Raw genomic sequence first — 16,245 nt, forward strand, 5'->3', positions numbered from 1 at the left:
TAACTGTGAACCAAGCTAGACATCATCACTACCTTTCTCAGTGCTATTTGCGAGGATTTACGAAAAATAGAGGTGTGAAATCAAAGCTTACTGCCTTTGATCTAAAAAATAAAAAAATCTTCGAATCTAACACTCGAAATGTAGGAGGGGTTAGAGATTTTAACAGAATTGATGCTGAAGATGTTGATCCTAATGTACTCGAAAGTACACTGGCTGAGTTTGAGGGTAGCGTTGCTACAGAACTTAATAATCTTAGTCAGGGTAAGCCATTCTCAGGAGAAACAAAGGATATTCTTCTCACTTTTATTTCATTACTCGCTGTAAGAACACCAGCTATGCGAGAACACTTACAATCTCAAATAACCCCGATAGTAGAAATGGTCGCGAAAATGACTGTTTTAAATCAAGAGAGATACGAGGATACTATCCGAGATTATGAAGAAAAATCTGCGAAATCTCTTCCCGTAGTTCCATTTGAGAAGATGAAAAATTTTGTCGAAAGTGGGCAATTCTCAATTTCGGTTAAGCGTGAATTTCTCATAGCGGCAGAAATGGAAATGTCTAAGGCTATTGATACTGCGCTCCGTAGCCGTAGCTGGCGATTATTCCGTTCTACAGATGAATCAGGCACCTTCATAACTTCAGATCACCCAGTAAGCTTGATGTGGACAGATGGCAGGCCAGGTTCACCAGGTTTTCTAGTTGAAGATACCTGTGTTCTTTTCCCCATATCGAAAGATATAGTGCTGTATGGGGATTTCGGTGACATAAGTGGTCAGTATCATGCAACTAAAAAATTAGCTGCTCATTTCAATACATGTGTCATCTATAATGCAGTCGAAAGGGTATTTTCTTCCGATCGGACGTTTAATTACATTGATGGGAATGGTGTAATCAAACAGGGGAAAAAACTTATGTGAAATTGGTAGGGGCAGTCATGCCCCTATGATTTTTTTGCGTTTTTCTTCTTCCAAACGTGAAGTTTTAATCTGTATTATCTGTTTATTTTCATTGTTGTTATCTCCATGCAAACAGCCTCACTCCTACTACTGGTGGTGCTACAGATAAATAGTTTATGACTTAGCCAAAATTAACAGATGCTTTTTGATAGTAGATAACTGCCGCCTCCAACTCGCGAACATATCTGTCAAACTCGCCTACAACATACATCAGAAACCGATCGTTCATGAGAATCTCGTCGAAAGTATTGACTGTTATACCAGCGTTTTCATTCATTGCTCGGTTTACTGCGCGAATCTCACGTGATTTCTTTAAGGTTGAATTTGCAAGGCTATGATAATTTTCGACAACACCGTCATTGTGGGCCATGATATTTCTGATTGCAGCAAGATGATCAATGCTTCTGATGCCTTTGCCACCTATAGATCCAGTAAGTCGCTTATGACAGTCTTCGACCAATTTGAATTTTTTGTCAGTCTCCTCTCCCGACAATTTATCCATGACATCAAGACATTCGACCATGTGGTGTTCAAATAGTCCATACATCGTCAAAAAAGCTGAACGACGAGTAAGTTGTGTAATCAGGTGTTTGTGTTTCGATTTTACTTCATCAGCACTATATCCAGAACTGGAGCCGCAGGTAAAATACGGTACCGTATACCGATAAACATTACCGTCATCATCCTCATGATAATCTTCAAACTCATCTTCCAATACCGCGCCCGGAAGTGCGGCATCATTGAGAGCACTTACAATGTTTGTCTCAGCTTGTTCAGCGAGCATATTCATGACTCTTATTGATGTCTTAGCCTCCCAAAGTTTTAAGCTGAAAAATAGCTTTGCCATCAGTAGAGTTCCCTAAAGTGTTTCGCAGATAGCTCAAATGTAACTCCAACAAAATATTTAGCAACGCAAAAGGGGCCGAAGCCCCTTTGATTTTTGCGCTAAAAAAGTGTTGCTACGATGCTAAGAAGCAATGGTTAAGAACGTCTGCCGTGTCTATCACAGCGCTGAACGGTCTGGCGACATTTGCGGAGTCTTTCCGTTCCGACGGTGGTGGCGAACTCCAAACCGTTCAGCGCTGTGTTGGCGATGGTGGGTGGATTCGAACCACCCACCAGTTGATCAACAGTCAACCGCTCTACCACTGAGCTACACCATCATTTTTCGCGGCGGTACTTGTTCATGGGCAACCAGGCAACCAAGGACTTTCCCGCAACTTGCACTTTCCGTTAGTGCCAGACGAGGCTTGTGGCTCGCTCACATAGAGCGAAGATCTTGAATCCTTCACGGCGGTTGATGGCCGCCAGATTTTTCGATCTTATCGGATGTATGGAATCATCCATGTTGTGAAACCAGGGGCTACATAGGCAACAATGATTTCACCAGAGGGTTAAAGAATCCTGCTTTCACAACGTTGAGGCCACTGAACCGATTTATGTTCGACCCAACATATTAATCAGTCGCTACAGCTCTGTGGAATCACCTGTATGATTAAAAGAAAACAGTGACCTCAACGTTGTGCGCTGGCTAACCATACCAGCCGGGTTACGTCGCCGCTTTTAACCCAAGATTAAACGACATAAGTAATGGAAATGACGTAACAGGATGGACGGTCAGCTGGCTGAAACCGGGATGATGGAATGGAATGAGGAAAACCAACCGCCCATCCTGTTACTTCATCGAATAGGGCATGGGTGGTGCAACATGCCCTATCCTGCGTTCTGCAATCACACTCGCTCAGTGTGTCCCATTTCGGTGACGAGGCTGGAAACTGACCTCGCTGGTGTTTGGCTTCTTAGGCTACTGCCAGGTACGTATCTTCGTTTGCAGTTATATTTATCGTTCAAACAGTCGCGTCTCAACGAAAACAAGTGAATCTTATATATACTAGATAAGTAAGTAAATACTTATTTCTCTATACATCGTTTAGTTGCTATTTTTTTGATCAAACTCACCTTCTGTTCCGGCGTTCTCGTGATGATGGCCGTAAAACGCTTCGCTTGGATAGTGATAGTTTCGTTCTCCTTCAGTTCGCCGTAGTGAGTCTCCAGCAGAGAACCCAGGCGCCAAAGACCGTCGTCTATGCGTTTATGGCTGGCAAATCTGATCAGCAGTAGCTTTACGATTAACTGACCAATGTAGAAGGCATATCCGAAGCCGGCCGCCACAAGGTAGGTTGCCAGCCACCAGTCGAAAGAGGTCAAATTGCTCATTTCCGCGCTCCCGTCTCGTGAACAACCCGATACAGACGCTTACCGATGCGAAGCGTTTTGGTTTTCAGTACCTGCCTGACCAGATCGCGACAGATACTGAAGCCGAGGGCCACGCCCCCAGCAAAAGATAACAGGATGTATGGAATCATCAGAACGCCCCCGCCTCAGTCAATTGCTGTAACAGTGAGTGTCCTTTTTCAGTGAGTTGATAGTTCTCCACACATCCTTTTGGCGAAACGTTAGCGACAAGATTCATACGTTCCAGTTTGGCGCGGGTCTTTGGCTTCCAGTTGGCGTAGAACTGTTTCCACTGGCTGATTTCACGCAGAGTTTCTTTCTCCCGTTTACTTAACATGATCATCCTTAATCTCCTTCAGTGTGTACGTGATATCTACAATGCGGTAAATGCGGCCGCGCCTCTGCATGACACCGGCTTTTACGTAATCGTTGATGCAGCTGGACATAACCAGACTGCCGATAACAATGCCGACGACCAAAAATACAATCATCCAGCCGAGCATCAGTCTTTATCTCCAATACGGTCTTCGGTATCTCGCAGACATTTCGGCCACTTCAGACGTGGGTGGCGTAAGCTACCGTCTGGCGTTTTCTCATGGCAGTGAACCTCGACGATGCGTCCACGATACTTCTCCTGATTGTTCCAGATTTCATCCAGGTACTTATGCTTGATACCGCTGGCACGAACGATGACGCCGTTCTCCAGACGAATCACTATCTTGCCCAGCGTATGTGCAAAGCCTGAGTCCGGGTCGCCTGGCTCGAAGTCGATGATTTCACCGTCTTCGGAATCCTCATCTTTCAGCTTCCACCAGCTGCGGGTACGCTTGAACTCGTAAACAGAATCCGGATCTTTGCCCATCTCCCCCTCTTCGTTCTCGTCCAGGCGCTTCATGAAGCGTTCGATAAAGTCTTCATGGCTATGGATGATGTAGAACGGATGCAGGTGAATATCTTGCGCGTAATCTTCCCCGCAAGTGTTGCGGAATAACGCCACCAGCATAGCCAGGCGCTCTTTCAGCTTCATGCCGGTCTTCAGGTACTCTTTGCTTTTTGCCTGAGCACGCCACTCCGGTAAGAAGAAATCGAAGATATGGTAAACGGCACCAATGGCTGTCACGTTCTTCTTGCGAAGCGCCGACACGGACTGGTTGAACGTACCTGCAGTACCCTCACCATCGAAAAAGATGTGCTTGAAACCGGAGAGTCTGCCTCGCTCAAGCATGGCTGGTTTAAGGTGATCGAGTGACGTAATCGGATTGCCGGTACGCGTCAAGAAGTTCACCTCTTCCTCGTCAACGATAACTTCGCAGATAACCCGGAGACCATCGAGTTTGAGGCTGCCGATCATTGGCCACTTGGCCTTTGGGTTTTGTTTAAATGGGTATTTGTCGCCTTTCTCCTTGTACGGAGACGCCAGCTGTACCTCAAACTTCGGAATTGGGTTTTCGAACACCTTGTTGCACAGGCTAATGCCGACGCCGGCTTTCGGATCTTTCAGCAGGAAGCGACGAAACACGTCCTGCCCGTCAGCGCACATTGAGGCAACGAGTGATTCGACAGCAGTAATGGCCGCGTTCCCGGTCAGTTCGCGCGCCGCCAGCTTCTCCAGCAGCTCGACTACCTTCTGATCGCTGGGTACGGAAGTATCGAGTGGCTCGGCCACTTTGTACTTCTTCACACCGAATCGAATGAATGGGTTGAGCATTAGCGAGACCATGCTCTGCTCAAATTCATCAAGGTTGGCCAGCGCCTCTTTCTTGGCGTTGGTTCCCATCGTTTTTATGGCATCCAGCTTGTGCTTTAGGGCGATCAGTTTTTCCATTAGTGTTTAACCTCCATCGGTCGCTCGGGAGTTTTCATGTGTTTTCTTTGGTTGCTTCTTCAATGAGTGCCGCGTACACGTCAGTGACGGGCGCCAGTGAATCGGTGGACGTGGTTTCGGGTTTGGCTGGTTCTGTTTTCTTCGTGCGTTTAACCAGACTGTTAATCGTCATGGTGTTGCGCTTCCGGGTAAGCGTTCTGGCGCGGTCGTTTTGCTCTTCCACTTCTTTGATAAGCGCAGCCATATCGATGAAGTAGAGCTGTTCGCCTTTGCGGATCTCTTCGACCATCATCTTCAGCGCCTGGCATTTGCCAGCAGCAATGGCCGCAGCGCAGGACTGGAACGATGTCGCCGGGAGACGCTTCTCTTTGTAGGCGAGGATGGTGTGCTGGCAGACTGTATAGCTGCAATGGGCCTCATGGCCGTTGATCTTCACTTCCGGACAGCGCAGCGAATAACCGTTGTTTCCGGAGATAGACGGGATTTTCGACAAATCTGTTCTTGTGGACATGCTTCTAACCGTAGTCGTGTACTTACTTATTAAGCGCAGTTTAAAAAAGCCCCACCAGGGGGCTAAATGGTTTTTCGAGGCTTACCAGGTCGCCCAGCCAGTCATTTTGTCCTGAGCGGCTTCGAACCGGTATGGCTCCAGTAAATCGTTGGCATGGTGGACGGCGTAGGATTTTGCCTCCTGTTTAATCATCGGCAGCTCGTTGGCCAGGCGTGCCACCTGCCCTGCAAAACTGGCGAGCACACCGTCACATGCCTGACCCGCGTCGACAATGATGCGCACCAGGTCTAAGTCGCTGCGGCACATATCGCAGATGATGCCGTATTCCACCTCACGAATGCGCTCAACGGCTTTTTTGGTATCGCCACTGACCACCAATTCCAGCAAACCAGGTGGTGTTGTCAGATCGGTAACGCGTTCAGTAACTTCAGGCAGTTCGACAATGCTCAGGAACGCCGCAATAGACGGATCATCCTCTACACCAGCCCTGCCTTTGATCGCGCGAAGAGTTGCGTCGACAATTTCCTCAAATCGTTCACCTTCATCACACACCGCCTGATTGGTGTAGACAACGCGGCCGTCGTACCATGCACCGGCACGTACTTCGACCGTTGCGTCCTTCATTTTGCGAGTGAACGCCACGAATGCCGCGCGTTTCTGTTTAACACCAGGCAGCTCTGGGGACTCTCCAAAACGAACCCATACCCGCATGTATTTCGAGCCTTCCCCAAGAGGTGCGGTGCTCACAGACGTGGCGATGTGCTCCAGCGCAGTTTGGATCGCCTCATCGATAATCTTCTGGCGCTCTTCTGTATCAATTTCTACGCCTGATTTGTCGATAATTTCGGTAACGGACTTCTGAATATCTGCTTTCATAAAGGTTCCTCAATTCCTTCGTCGAGCATATTCTTACAGAAAAATAAGTATGTATCTACTTATCATTAAAGGCGTGCAATTTATACAAGAGCTTTAATGCCGAGTACCTTGCTTTGTAGCTCCAACTGTCTGGAGTACGGCTTGGCACGATAATAGGCTTTTAGTATCTGCTCTGGCGTCGCGTCGCCGGGGTCGAGGCCTTCTTCGCCCAGACAGGCCACTTTGACATTCAGTCCGATGCTGGTGAGACGTTTGGCCGCTGACATGGTGTTGCGGATCGCTTGCTTTTCGCTGTCCCACATCATGATGACGTTGCGTAATCCACGCGCCTTGAGCGTCAGGAACGCGCCTAACTGATCTTCAGCGTCCTCATTCATATTTCCGGACAAGTGCATCCCGAACGTGCCAATTGGCTCTACATAATCCCGCAGCGTCTCTTCGTCGAAGATGGCTCGCTTCACGCCCATTACGTCAAATGCCCCTTCACACACAACGACCGTTTGTTTTCCGACTGCATTGTGGCCGTTGTAGAGAAACTTGCCAGACGCCGGCAGCTGCATGGGGAAGAGGTAACGGCGTTCTGCTGCACCGGTAATGTCACGCCCCTGGAAGGTCTTCATCACGCCATCCAGATCGTAAACCGGTATCAGGATGCGCATATCAAACACCTGCCCTTTGACCTGGTCTGTGTACGGATCGACGTATGCGTGCTTGCCTTCGACGCAGTAACGCAGATCAAAGTATTTGGCCAGCTCCGGGGAGATATGGCGCTCCACCAGATAATCAGGAAGACGACCGTCAATGGGGAGTTCGTAATGGCGCGGGAGAGCTACTGGCCCTTCGAGTTCAACCTTGCTGGCCAGCACGACCTCTTCCGTCTTCGGCGCCCATCCTTGTGAGATCAGCGCGTTCTGGACGTACTCTTCAAAATCGCGACGGGATTTGCCGCTGTAGTGCTTGAGGAAGACCAGCTTGTTGAACTGAATCTCTTCGGGATGATCACCAGCAAAGCATTTGCCGACGCCATTGGTCAGGTTGAAATAAACCTTCCAGTTTGAGCTGCCGCATACCGGACACTCCTTGATATTCACCTCACGTCCACGAGTACTGACGCCACCACGACGGTAGATGATTCCTTCCATATCGAGCCATTGTTCAAAATCCAGCTCGGTCAGTAATTCTTTCAAGTCGCTCACGTTCTTAACCCTACTTTTTGCAGGTAATATCTTGATAAGCCTCGGTATTTGAATACCATAAAGGCTCATGTGTTTTTTCTTTTGTGGCTTTGGCAAAAGAGAAAATTTGTTCTCTTATGGAGACCGGCGTGGAGAGCGTTTCTCCACGCCTTCTTTTTTTAGAGGACGTCCATAATGCGTTCGATGAATCGCATTTGTTCGAGGTTCTGCTTAACGCGGATGCTTACGCCGCCTTTCTGGTTACGTGAACCAGCGAAGTACAGACGCGCTTCGCCTTTCGCTTCTTCCTCTTCCGTTTTGTTGATCGTGATAACGAGGTCAGCGATACGCACCTTCTCGATGTTGTCCGCTGCGTGCATCATTGTAGCCACCTCTGAAGCACCACCTTCCCTGTTAGTCTGCGATGCAGTGATGCCGGCAACGTTGTGTTTGTCGTACAGCGCACGCAGGTCAGTGTAGATGCTGCGAATGTTGGCGCGGTCGTCGCGGAGGTCGTAGCTGGCACGCATCAGGTCAGCGTAGTCGACCACGACCATGTCGGGGATCATGCCATTGGCTTTCATGCTACCCAACATACGATCCAGATCTGCAGGCGACATGCTTCCGGACGGTCGTTCAACAATCCACAAGCTCCCCACGCCTTTCGTCGCGCCCAGCTCTGCCAGTTTGCGATGGACATCGTCGCGGCGTTCCACCAGCTTGGACATTTCGGTCTCAGACAGACGGGCGTCAAAGCGATCTGACAGAATGGATGTGTGAACTTCCAGCGACAGATACAGGACGTTGTAACCGGCAAGCGTGGCGTTGATGGAGAACTCACCCATCGCCGTCGATTTACCAGACTTCGCGAAGCCCATGAACAGCACCATTTCACGCTTTGCCCAGCCTTTCTGGTAAAGCAGCTTGTCGAGCAACGGTAGACCCGTTGTGATGCTGTTTGGCACGTAATCGTCGGATGCTTCATACTCACGCGCCTTGTAACGCTCTGCTGATTCAGAGAAATAATCGTAAATGCCGGTCGCTTCGTTAGAGCTGATTTGCTGGACTTTGGCCATGATTGCCATTGCGCCCTGGAAATCGCCCTTCTCTTTCATCTCAGCCGCTTTAATCAGCGCGTCGTCGAACGCTACGCTTTTGGCAAACGTCGCGACCTGGTCGACCATATACGCCGTGTCTGACAGCTTCTCAGCGAGAATCCGCTTAAACGCCTCAACGACGTCGGGGAACAGCTCTTCGCGGATCGTCTTATCGCGTTTGGCGCGTTTGAGCATGTCGAGGATGGCCGACGATGATGGTGCGCTCTTATACATTCTGTAGTAGCCCGACACCATGTTCACCAGAATGGCGTTGGCCGCATTGGAGAACTGGTTTGGAGCAACCAGATCACCGGCGCGAGTCAGAAACTCATGGTCGCGACAGAAGTAGGCTGCGAGTCGATTCTGGAAGTCGTCATCGAACTCTTCAGACAACCCTCGTCCTGTGTGGCAAAGTTCGGTCATATGCTTTCCTTTGGTGCTTAAACAATTTGTTTTCTAATACTAAAAAAGCCAAATAGGGGATCAACAGAATCGCCGTGCTTCTTCCAGTTCTTCCGGGAAGTGCGCGTAAATCACACGCTCAGGCACGATTTCCATCAACCAGACAGCGGAGAAGATGATGCGGACGCGTTTGTCTCGGGTAATGCCACGCAGACGCTCCAGAACCCACTCAAAATAGCGTTCTTGAATCGGGTCGTGTTGCATGTCGCCCAGATGCTTAAAACTCACCAGAGAGTCATCCAGACGGGTTACAGCGCGTTTGGCTAACTTCTGTTCGAATATCTCGATCAGCTCGGGCTGCCAGAGATGCTGGGGTCGCGGTAATTTATCCCACAGACGGCGTGCAGCTGCGGAGAGAACGGTAGAAATGAAGTAGTCATAAGAGCAGCAGTACTGGTCGGCAAACTGGCGAGCTTTCCAGAGAGACGTTTTGTTGGCCGTTGACTGCTCCTGATACGGCACACGTTTCAAACCGGTAGTGAATTGGGCCGTCTCATAGTGTTCGCGGCCATGCGACAGCATGATGTATGAGTACTGGCGCTTGTATACCTCAGTGAAGAGGCATGTGGCCATAAGCGGGTGCATGTCGCGGTAATCAAACCACTTTGTCTCGAACAGCTCCGCCTCATCCTTGCAGCGTGACAGCCCAATATTCTCGGCCACCCACTTGTCCATGACTGTGGTGTCCCACTCGGTCATGAAGTCGTACTGGTCGTTGTTAATAGTATTAAAGAAGATCTGGCTCATGTGCTCCGCCTGATAGGTAGCTACTTACTTATCATAATGGGCGAATCATAGCGACTGGTGACTGTTTTTGGAAGTGGAAACGGAAGGGAATGTGTCTGGGAAGTTGGCATAGAAAAAGACCTGCTTCCGTATAAATAATAATAAGTAACTTAGTATTTATATACAGAAGCAGGTTCTGAACTCAAAGCACCCACCAGATTCTGAGTACTGTCATGAAACACAAAAAAAGTGCATAATCCTTTCTAAACCTCAACAAAAGGCGACATGATGATATTGTACAAATACGTCCCAGAAGAAACTTTAAAACTGTTTTTTGATCATGACGCAACCAGCTTCAAATTTACTCCAGTTGGTCAGTTCAATGATCCTTTCGAAACATACGGTGTATCGTTTGCCTCTGAAGATAAAGACTCGCTAGCGCATTTGACGTTTCGCTCAAAGATCAATTCAGACCTAGCCAGTCTATGCTTATCAAGATCACCTTTAGAAGTCCTAATGTGGTCTCACTATGCTCAACACCACAGAGGTTATGTTGTTGGCATTGATACCGAATTAGCAGGGTTTAACGATGAGAATCTTTGTTTAATCACTGCGAATGAAGGGGGTATTGATTATCTCGATGAGCGAGACAAATCCAGAGTCATCATCTCCGATAAAAACTTTAAAAACAAGGATATAGTTAAAAAGGTCTTATTTAGAAAAAGCCAACATTGGAAATATGAGAAAGAAGTTCGAATTGTTATTGAAAGTGACAAATTGATACCTATCGGTGATGATGAAGAAGATAGGTTTTATATATACAAGGCACCAGGCACAAATATTATTAAAGAGATATTCATAGGAATCAGCAATGATGATTTTGAACTTACAGCACTCGAAAATGATAATTTAAGAAATGCCATTTTGGATAACAATATTAAAATCCAAAAATGTTGTTTCAAGAGGGGAACTTGGGACTTAGATAAAACTGATTATGATATGAGTCTGCTTACTGATTGGCCTAGCGCTGATTTTGGTATTCTTGCCGGTGTGATATCAGCATTCGAAAAAAACGAAATTTGAGATGAAGCGAACACAAGCGGTTTGTGTTCACTTCATCTAACTAGCCTTTCTTCATCAACTCACGCTTGATTTCATCGGTGCGCATCGTGACGTCGGCAGCGGTGATCGCCTCGTTCAGTTTCACGATGTCCTCGATTTCCTGCGGTGACTTCTCTGCCAGATGGAAAATGGCTGCACGAATCACGTCAGAACGGGTGAACTTCTCGAAACGAGGGATGAACTTCATCATCTCCAGCAGATCGAAGTACTCGTCTTCCAGCGACATTGTGCGGCTCTTAATCTTCTCTTTCCCACGAGTCGGACGCCCCTGCGGTCTGACTGGCTGGCGCATTGGGGTGCTGCTTTTTACCGGTTCTTCCGGATCTTTGCGCTTTGCAAGGTCTCCCATTCTCATGGACATTATTCTTCCTCCAGACTCATGATGTAATCTACAAACTCTTCGAACTCGGCTTCTGCCTTCTTATCGCGTTCGGCGCCAGTCATTTCAAAGATAGAACGACCTGCCTCTTCCGCATCGTCATAAACGTTACGGTTGTACAGGTTAACCGGCGCAGCCTCGATGCCAAATGTCTCGACAATTTCTTTCGCCGCCAGAATACGTGACGCCTGGGAAGGCAGTGACGGACACTGGTTCACTACCGCGCGGATCTTCACAGTCTCGTTCACGTTGCGAACGTTGTCGATAATCGGGTCGATATCACGCAGGGATTTCAAATCACGACGCTTAGGGCGAAGCGGGATAATGATGAAGTCTGCCAGCAGCATCGCTTGTCGCTGAATTTCGGAGTCAAAACCACCCGCATCAATGACGACGTAATCGTAGCGTCCCTTCAGCGATTTGATGTGTTTGACGATGTCGTCCTGAACGTATGCGAACGGGATTAGCTCAAGATCTTCGTTCTGGCGACGGTCTTCGCACCAGCTCGTTGTGGTGCGCTGAATATCAATGTCGGTGACGTGAGTCTTCTTTTTCTTTTTAACTTTGAGGCATACCGCAATTTGCTGGGCAACGGTAGATTTGCCTGGGCCGCCTTTTGTGCCGCCAACCACAATGATCCTGGTCATTGGTGAGTTCCCTTTGCGTGAATTATTGTCGTATGAAACAACTTGTTTTCTTATATGCGATATAGCCTAAATGCCTACGGCTACGGTGTAAAGGTGAAATGATAGGCAGTACGGGTGTTGGCTCACAGGACAAACAATCAGTTGAAAGTTTGTTCGATTGGCTTTATAGTTCTTGTACGGAAAGATGCCGTACAAAGAGTGGCGTAATCCGTCTACAAAACTAAATGCGAAAAACTGAAAACTGAAAACTGAAAACTGAAAAATCGACTATAGAGATGCCTCGCGAGTCAAGGCGTGGGGCTAGGAGTACAAGCATGTCAGCACTGAAAAAACAGCGCATCGATCTCAGATTAACCGACGACGACAAGAGCATGATCGAAGAAGCTGCGGCAATGACCAACCAGACAATTACTCAGTTTATGGTTGCCAGTGCCTCTGAACGTGCTGCGGAAGTGATAGAGCAACATCGTCGCCTGATTCTTAGCGAAGAGTCATGGAATATAGTGATGGATGCCATCAGTAACCCGCCTGCACCGAATGATAGGCTGAAACGAGCTGCCGAGCGTCTACAAAGCATGGAGTAAGACGTGGCCAACCTGACCATTGAGATGTTTTCAGAAGAGGCTGTATATGATTTCTCATGCTTCGACTGCGGAGAAACGTCTCTCAATGATTTTCTTAACAATCGCCTCGCCCAGCAACACAGCGGGCGTATATTACGCGGATATCTGCTTCTGACGAGAGATCCGATACCGAAAGTGATGGGGTTTTACACGTTGTCCGGGAGCTGCTTTGCAAGAAACACGCTTCCTTCCAACACTCAACAGCGTAAAGTCCCCTATTCCGACGCCCCAAGCGTTACGCTCGGTCGTCTGGCAATAGACAAAAGTATCCAGCGACAAGGGTATGGGGAAACGCTGGTGGCACATGCGATGAAAGTGGTATACCGGGCTTCCCTGGCCGTTGGGATCTACGCTTTGTTTGTTGACGCCAAAAATGAGAATGCGATGCGGTTTTATAAGCAGTTAGGCTTTACCCCTCTTACGGGTGATAACGCCAATTCGCTGTTCTATCCCACAAAAGGCATTGAGAAGTTGTTTGGTGGAAAATAAAGAAGCCCCTCGATTGAGGGGCTGTTTTAATTCAAGGCTTGTCTGTCCTGCCAGTTGCACAATCGCTCTCCCATCGTGTTATGGAAGAGGATCTCGCGTTCCGTCTCTTCGGTCATAAAGTCGTCGTTACTGACATAAATAGGGTTTGCTGCATCGCAGAACAGCACGCCGGAAGTCTGTGTCTTAATCACGCAGCCACTTATCATGCAGCTCGCGATGAACAGCAGAAGCATCTTTCCGCCGCACTTCATTAAGTGTCTCATTTTTGACGTCCACTGTGCTTTGAAGCCTTTTCCTGTCCTCCTGTCTGGCCTTCTCTTCGATTGCTTGCCGGGCCGCACGATCTCCCATCGTATAAGCACCGACAAGCACGAAAAGAACGGCAGCCAGAGTCATCAGAGCAAACTTCAGCTTTGAAAATAGGCTGCCGGTCATATCAGACCATCCCGTTCTGGTGTTTTCGCACCTGTGACCAGGCGATAAAGCCGGCCACCACAATGGTAGCAATACCGAAGATGATCCGAACCGTATCACCACTGGTGATGTGTCCCTGCGCCTTGTCCATTGCCGCAGAGACCTGTGGCATGACGTCGGCCAGCTGTGCCAGACCAATTCCCGCCGTAACGGTCGCACCGGCAGTTTCTTTGGTTACAGGAACAGCCTTCACGGTTTTCACCGGCTTAACGACACCAGCGCGACGCAGACCTTCCTCAATAACTTCTGCCGCATACCAGGTGTTCGGCGTTTTGAGCGGGCCACGGCCATTTTCATGACGGATAATCGCCTCCACCAGCGGACGCAGAGTGTCGTAGTCGTGCAGATCGATAATCATGTCCGGGGTCACGCCAACGGCTTTAGATACCTCGTTCACGTAAGCTACGGTGTTGTTTTCATGCGGAGGCGCCCAGCGTTCGATGACTTCGCGGATCGTATCGATGCTGGAGCCATCCTTCGCGCGGCGCTTGTCGTGGTAGGTAATGAGCGTTACTGCCAGCGCCCGAATCCCCCATACGGGATCTTTGAACGTGCAGAAACGCGGTTCGGCAGGGTTGTCAATTAACCCCTGCCACGGCGAACCTTTGTCGAGGTTGCCAGGGTTGTTATTACGAATGCCTCTCGGAGTTTTCATCCTTGATCTCCTGTTATTGCAGTCCATTCTTCACGCCATAAGCGGCCAGACCCAGCAGCAGCGCGGTAATCAGGAACGACGTTATCTTTGAGATAATGCCGCCAAAGAACCCGCTGGAGATGGCGTCTAGCCGATTAAGTAGTTTGTCCAGGTTGGAGTGCTGAATGCTGTGTTGCGAAGGCGTCATATCGCCAAAGTAGGTTTTGAGCTGGTCGTTGACCCCCTGGCCAATTTCCTCACGTAACTCCTTACCTAATTTGCCGACAACTTCACGCGCAACGATAGCGGCAATGCGCTCTACCTGCTCTGGCGTTACGCCTGCCATCTCGTTCGACATTATTTCCTCCATGAATCGTCAAATCGGGATGGCTGTTTTATACCACAAATTACCATTACATGGTAGGTAAGTACTTACACACAAGCACCATAAATTGCACCGACTTTAGTCCATGTAGGCGCGTTCCCCGTGACAGCCTTACCCGCCGACGTTAGAGAGCGTTTTGTGCCAGCCGGTCTCCTGGTCGATTTTGGCACGCAGGCCGAGCGCGCGGGCGGTCGCCCATGCAATATCGGTATCGTTCGCCGTGGTGTCCGATGCCAGAAAATCAGGGTGAATGACCATCAGCTCGCGCTGGCTGAAATTCTCACGGTAGGCGATGGCTTCGGAAATGGTCTTGCAGCCCCACGCGCTGATATAGCCAAACGCGCGCAGGCTCTGACAGGTCGCCGCGAGCGCGGTCGCCACTTCCAGAGAATCCAGCCCCGGCACGCCGAGAATGCGCGGCTTGACGCCGGTGACGGTTTTGGCGGTCAACAGCGCTTTAAGCCCGGTGTATTTGCCGTTTTCGTCGGTCGTGCCGATGATGTTGGAAATGGTTTCTTTCTGCGCCGCTTCCGGGTCGTCAGGGTCTTCAATACCTTCGGCAACGCGCACAACCACAACGACCGGCTTGCACTGGTCGGCAATGGCTTGCAGGGATTTTGACAGGGTGCCGAGCTTACCGGCTTTACCGATAGCGTTCTGCACGCTGGTAATCAGCACCGGCTCATTTAGCGGGAATGTGGAATCGTCAGCATCGCTGGCGGTGCAGACCATGCCGATGATAGCCGTCGAAACGGTGGAAATGGTGCGCGTGCCATCGTTAATCTCGATGACCTCGACGCCGTGATGATAGTCGCTCATCCGTTTAACTCCGTGGTTAAGGGGTGCAACTATTTTCTGTTGTGTGTGAGGTGTGAGAAACGAAAGGCCGTTGGGGGAGTGACAGCACAACGCGCAGTGACCGGTTGCCATGTGAGGAAAGCGTCATTGATCGTTATCAGCGATCAATCACAGTTAATTGATCGCTGATAACCATTATCAATGAATGGGTATTGTCGCTATCGTTTCGCCATTAACGAGGAAGCGATAATGACGATTTTACTCTGGATTGTTGGTGGTCTGGCTGCATGGTGGCTCTTTGGCTTTTGCTGGCTCAGACTGTTTGTCGGTGATGAAACAGACAAAGATTATGAAGAATGCCCCTATGATTAAACCCGCTCAGTGCGGGTTTTTTATTACTCTGTTAACGGCGATTCAGGCCATTCAATTTCGTCAGGCTCACTGGTATCAACCCGGTTAAGTAAAACCCGGTATTTCTTCCACGCCGACAGGCTCGCCATTTCGTCATCTGTCGCCATCGACAAATCGACCGCATCCTGCAAAGGGGCTATGGCCTGAGCTGCAACAGACAAGAGCTGCGCCTTTAATGCCTCAGCATTTTCGATAGCTTCCTCGCGGGTAGGCGGTTCGATGTCGACCCATTCCATACATTCTGATTCAACATTGTACTGAGGCGCTTTCCGGTCAGGTGAAACCATAAAAGCTTCATATTCGTCATCGGATATGATCATCAGATCAGCCGGTACTGAAATATCCTGAGCCTGATATGTCTTAACAGTTTCCTCAAGGTAAAAGCTTTTTTCTGTATTACTGAAATATTTCTTCATA

The 16,245-nt window shown here is 49.0% G+C and carries 24 protein-coding genes, 1 tRNA gene and 1 pseudogene; 5 read left to right on the forward strand and 21 right to left on the reverse strand.

Annotated elements, in window-relative coordinates:
• The first annotated feature begins 5 nt into the window (after positions 1-5).
• Positions 6-920, forward strand: a complete 915-nt coding sequence (locus ACOTWU_RS19600) for a DUF4238 domain-containing protein (RefSeq protein ID WP_048228582.1) — start codon at positions 6-8, stop codon at positions 918-920.
• Positions 921-1,080: 160 nt separating this feature from the next.
• Here ACOTWU_RS19600 and ACOTWU_RS19605 read toward each other — a convergent pair whose 3' ends face one another.
• From ACOTWU_RS19605 to ACOTWU_RS19660, 12 genes are all read right to left on the reverse strand, one after another.
• A complete protein-coding gene (locus tag ACOTWU_RS19605; RefSeq protein ID WP_048228583.1) occupies positions 1,081-1,806 on the reverse strand; it encodes a hypothetical protein in 726 nt (241 codons plus the stop codon).
• Between the two features lie 241 nt (positions 1,807-2,047).
• A tRNA-Asn gene (locus ACOTWU_RS19610) sits at positions 2,048-2,122 on the reverse strand.
• 748 nt (positions 2,123-2,870) lie between these two features.
• The gene (locus ACOTWU_RS19615; RefSeq protein WP_048228584.1) at positions 2,871-3,176 is read right to left on the reverse strand and encodes a hypothetical protein; all 306 of its coding nucleotides are present in this window, start codon (positions 3,174-3,176) and stop codon (positions 2,871-2,873) included.
• Complete coding sequence (locus tag ACOTWU_RS19620; RefSeq protein ID WP_060453981.1) at positions 3,173-3,325, reverse strand: hypothetical protein; 153 nt, start codon at positions 3,323-3,325, stop codon at positions 3,173-3,175. Before ACOTWU_RS19620 ends, ACOTWU_RS19615 begins: the two co-directional genes overlap by 4 nt.
• Positions 3,325-3,537 (reverse strand): hypothetical protein, encoded by a 213-nt coding sequence (locus ACOTWU_RS19625; protein WP_022649968.1) that lies wholly within the window; start codon positions 3,535-3,537, stop codon positions 3,325-3,327. Before ACOTWU_RS19625 ends, ACOTWU_RS19620 begins: the two co-directional genes overlap by 1 nt.
• Positions 3,521-3,685, reverse strand: coding sequence for a hypothetical protein (locus ACOTWU_RS19630; RefSeq protein ID WP_172687143.1), 165 nt, complete (start codon positions 3,683-3,685; stop codon positions 3,521-3,523). The genes ACOTWU_RS19625 and ACOTWU_RS19630 overlap by 17 nt, the downstream gene beginning before the upstream one ends.
• A gap of 11 nt (positions 3,686-3,696) precedes the next feature.
• On the reverse strand, positions 3,697-5,019 hold the full coding sequence (locus tag ACOTWU_RS19635) for a hypothetical protein (protein ID WP_022649967.1): 1,323 nt from the start codon (positions 5,017-5,019) through the stop codon (positions 3,697-3,699).
• 34 nt (positions 5,020-5,053) lie between these two features.
• A complete protein-coding gene (locus ACOTWU_RS19640) occupies positions 5,054-5,530 on the reverse strand; it encodes a hypothetical protein (RefSeq protein WP_006812579.1) in 477 nt (158 codons plus the stop codon).
• Between the two features lie 81 nt (positions 5,531-5,611).
• Positions 5,612-6,406, reverse strand: a complete 795-nt coding sequence (locus tag ACOTWU_RS19645) for a hypothetical protein (RefSeq protein WP_006812580.1) — start codon at positions 6,404-6,406, stop codon at positions 5,612-5,614.
• Positions 6,407-6,486: 80 nt separating this feature from the next.
• Positions 6,487-7,602 carry a hypothetical protein gene (locus ACOTWU_RS19650; protein ID WP_022649964.1) on the reverse strand — a complete coding sequence of 372 codons (1,116 nt, stop codon included), beginning with the start codon at positions 7,600-7,602 and terminating at the stop codon, positions 6,487-6,489.
• Positions 7,603-7,760: 158 nt separating this feature from the next.
• The gene (locus tag ACOTWU_RS19655; RefSeq protein ID WP_129319009.1) at positions 7,761-9,101 is read right to left on the reverse strand and encodes a DnaB-like helicase C-terminal domain-containing protein; all 1,341 of its coding nucleotides are present in this window, start codon (positions 9,099-9,101) and stop codon (positions 7,761-7,763) included.
• 60 nt (positions 9,102-9,161) lie between these two features.
• On the reverse strand, positions 9,162-9,887 hold the full coding sequence (locus ACOTWU_RS19660; RefSeq protein ID WP_048228586.1) for a hypothetical protein: 726 nt from the start codon (positions 9,885-9,887) through the stop codon (positions 9,162-9,164).
• A 264-nt stretch (positions 9,888-10,151) separates the two neighbouring features.
• Between ACOTWU_RS19660 and ACOTWU_RS19665 the strand changes: the two genes are divergently transcribed.
• Positions 10,152-10,949: a DUF2971 domain-containing protein gene (locus ACOTWU_RS19665; RefSeq protein ID WP_080395882.1), complete on the forward strand. Its 798-nt coding sequence runs from the start codon at positions 10,152-10,154 to the stop codon at positions 10,947-10,949.
• Between the two features lie 40 nt (positions 10,950-10,989).
• Here the strand turns inward: ACOTWU_RS19665 and ACOTWU_RS19670 are convergent, their stop codons facing one another.
• Positions 10,990-11,343: a hypothetical protein gene (locus tag ACOTWU_RS19670; protein ID WP_160859104.1), complete on the reverse strand. Its 354-nt coding sequence runs from the start codon at positions 11,341-11,343 to the stop codon at positions 10,990-10,992.
• Between the two features lie 5 nt (positions 11,344-11,348).
• A complete protein-coding gene (locus tag ACOTWU_RS19675) occupies positions 11,349-12,014 on the reverse strand; it encodes an AAA family ATPase (RefSeq protein ID WP_023315962.1) in 666 nt (221 codons plus the stop codon).
• 314 nt (positions 12,015-12,328) lie between these two features.
• Here ACOTWU_RS19675 and ACOTWU_RS19680 point away from each other — a divergent pair, with 314 nt between their 5' ends.
• Complete coding sequence (locus ACOTWU_RS19680; RefSeq protein ID WP_006812497.1) at positions 12,329-12,598, forward strand: DUF1778 domain-containing protein; 270 nt, start codon at positions 12,329-12,331, stop codon at positions 12,596-12,598.
• 3 nt (positions 12,599-12,601) lie between these two features.
• Complete coding sequence (locus ACOTWU_RS19685) at positions 12,602-13,126, forward strand: GNAT family N-acetyltransferase (RefSeq protein ID WP_006812498.1); 525 nt, start codon at positions 12,602-12,604, stop codon at positions 13,124-13,126.
• 26 nt (positions 13,127-13,152) lie between these two features.
• Here ACOTWU_RS19685 and ACOTWU_RS19690 read toward each other — a convergent pair whose 3' ends face one another.
• The 6 genes and pseudogenes from ACOTWU_RS19690 to ACOTWU_RS19715 all read right to left on the reverse strand — a co-directional run.
• Positions 13,153-13,317: a hypothetical protein gene (locus tag ACOTWU_RS19690; RefSeq protein ID WP_006812499.1), complete on the reverse strand. Its 165-nt coding sequence runs from the start codon at positions 13,315-13,317 to the stop codon at positions 13,153-13,155.
• Positions 13,310-13,561, reverse strand: coding sequence for a hypothetical protein (locus ACOTWU_RS19695; protein ID WP_042863552.1), 252 nt, complete (start codon positions 13,559-13,561; stop codon positions 13,310-13,312). The genes ACOTWU_RS19690 and ACOTWU_RS19695 overlap by 8 nt, the downstream gene beginning before the upstream one ends.
• A gap of 1 nt (position 13,562) precedes the next feature.
• A complete protein-coding gene (locus tag ACOTWU_RS19700) occupies positions 13,563-14,255 on the reverse strand; it encodes a membrane protein (RefSeq protein ID WP_006812500.1) in 693 nt (230 codons plus the stop codon).
• A gap of 13 nt (positions 14,256-14,268) precedes the next feature.
• Positions 14,269-14,592: a hypothetical protein gene (locus ACOTWU_RS19705; RefSeq protein WP_042863551.1), complete on the reverse strand. Its 324-nt coding sequence runs from the start codon at positions 14,590-14,592 to the stop codon at positions 14,269-14,271.
• A gap of 74 nt (positions 14,593-14,666) precedes the next feature.
• Positions 14,667-14,789 (reverse strand): hypothetical protein, encoded by a 123-nt coding sequence (locus tag ACOTWU_RS19710; RefSeq protein ID WP_198421939.1) that lies wholly within the window; start codon positions 14,787-14,789, stop codon positions 14,667-14,669.
• Positions 14,737-15,438: pseudogene (locus ACOTWU_RS19715) on the reverse strand (phage tail sheath subtilisin-like domain-containing protein); the annotation flags it as partial. The pseudogene ACOTWU_RS19715 and the gene ACOTWU_RS19710, both read right to left, overlap by 53 nt.
• Before the next feature lie 228 nt (positions 15,439-15,666).
• Here ACOTWU_RS19715 and ACOTWU_RS19720 point away from each other — a divergent pair.
• Positions 15,667-15,789 (forward strand): hypothetical protein, encoded by a 123-nt coding sequence (locus tag ACOTWU_RS19720; protein ID WP_255354520.1) that lies wholly within the window; start codon positions 15,667-15,669, stop codon positions 15,787-15,789.
• 23 nt (positions 15,790-15,812) lie between these two features.
• Here ACOTWU_RS19720 and ACOTWU_RS19725 read toward each other — a convergent pair whose 3' ends face one another.
• Positions 15,813-16,244 carry a tail fiber assembly protein gene (locus ACOTWU_RS19725; RefSeq protein ID WP_042863549.1) on the reverse strand — a complete coding sequence of 144 codons (432 nt, stop codon included), beginning with the start codon at positions 16,242-16,244 and terminating at the stop codon, positions 15,813-15,815.
• Position 16,245: the final 1 nt, after the last annotated feature.

Origin of the sequence: Enterobacter cloacae complex sp. GYL001 (genome assembly GCF_049237125.1) — a bacterium.
GTDB lineage: Bacteria > Pseudomonadota > Gammaproteobacteria > Enterobacterales > Enterobacteriaceae > Enterobacter > Enterobacter hormaechei_C.

Coding starts and splice junctions, on each gene's coding strand:
- ACOTWU_RS19720 (WP_255354520.1), top strand. CDS start 15,667: ATGACGATTTTACTCTGGATTGTTGGTGGTCTGGCTGCATGGTGGCTC.
- ACOTWU_RS19635 (WP_022649967.1), bottom strand. CDS start 5,019: ATGGAAAAACTGATCGCCCTAAAGCACAAGCTGGATGCCATAAAAACG.
- ACOTWU_RS19620 (WP_060453981.1), bottom strand. CDS start 3,325: ATGATTCCATACATCCTGTTATCTTTTGCTGGGGGCGTGGCCCTCGGC.
- ACOTWU_RS19615 (WP_048228584.1), bottom strand. CDS start 3,176: ATGAGCAATTTGACCTCTTTCGACTGGTGGCTGGCAACCTACCTTGTG.
- ACOTWU_RS19630 (WP_172687143.1), bottom strand. CDS start 3,685: ATGATTGTATTTTTGGTCGTCGGCATTGTTATCGGCAGTCTGGTTATG.
- ACOTWU_RS19700 (WP_006812500.1), bottom strand. CDS start 14,255: ATGAAAACTCCGAGAGGCATTCGTAATAACAACCCTGGCAACCTCGAC.
- ACOTWU_RS19655 (WP_129319009.1), bottom strand. CDS start 9,101: ATGACCGAACTTTGCCACACAGGACGAGGGTTGTCTGAAGAGTTCGAT.
- ACOTWU_RS19665 (WP_080395882.1), top strand. CDS start 10,152: ATGATGATATTGTACAAATACGTCCCAGAAGAAACTTTAAAACTGTTT.
- ACOTWU_RS19605 (WP_048228583.1), bottom strand. CDS start 1,806: ATGGCAAAGCTATTTTTCAGCTTAAAACTTTGGGAGGCTAAGACATCA.
- ACOTWU_RS19625 (WP_022649968.1), bottom strand. CDS start 3,537: ATGATCATGTTAAGTAAACGGGAGAAAGAAACTCTGCGTGAAATCAGC.
- ACOTWU_RS19640 (WP_006812579.1), bottom strand. CDS start 5,530: ATGTCCACAAGAACAGATTTGTCGAAAATCCCGTCTATCTCCGGAAAC.
- ACOTWU_RS19695 (WP_042863552.1), bottom strand. CDS start 13,561: ATGACCGGCAGCCTATTTTCAAAGCTGAAGTTTGCTCTGATGACTCTG.
- ACOTWU_RS19725 (WP_042863549.1), bottom strand. CDS start 16,244: ATGAAGAAATATTTCAGTAATACAGAAAAAAGCTTTTACCTTGAGGAA.
- ACOTWU_RS19645 (WP_006812580.1), bottom strand. CDS start 6,406: ATGAAAGCAGATATTCAGAAGTCCGTTACCGAAATTATCGACAAATCA.
- ACOTWU_RS19660 (WP_048228586.1), bottom strand. CDS start 9,887: ATGAGCCAGATCTTCTTTAATACTATTAACAACGACCAGTACGACTTC.
- ACOTWU_RS19670 (WP_160859104.1), bottom strand. CDS start 11,343: ATGAGAATGGGAGACCTTGCAAAGCGCAAAGATCCGGAAGAACCGGTA.
- ACOTWU_RS19680 (WP_006812497.1), top strand. CDS start 12,329: ATGTCAGCACTGAAAAAACAGCGCATCGATCTCAGATTAACCGACGAC.
- ACOTWU_RS19675 (WP_023315962.1), bottom strand. CDS start 12,014: ATGACCAGGATCATTGTGGTTGGCGGCACAAAAGGCGGCCCAGGCAAA.
- ACOTWU_RS19705 (WP_042863551.1), bottom strand. CDS start 14,592: ATGTCGAACGAGATGGCAGGCGTAACGCCAGAGCAGGTAGAGCGCATT.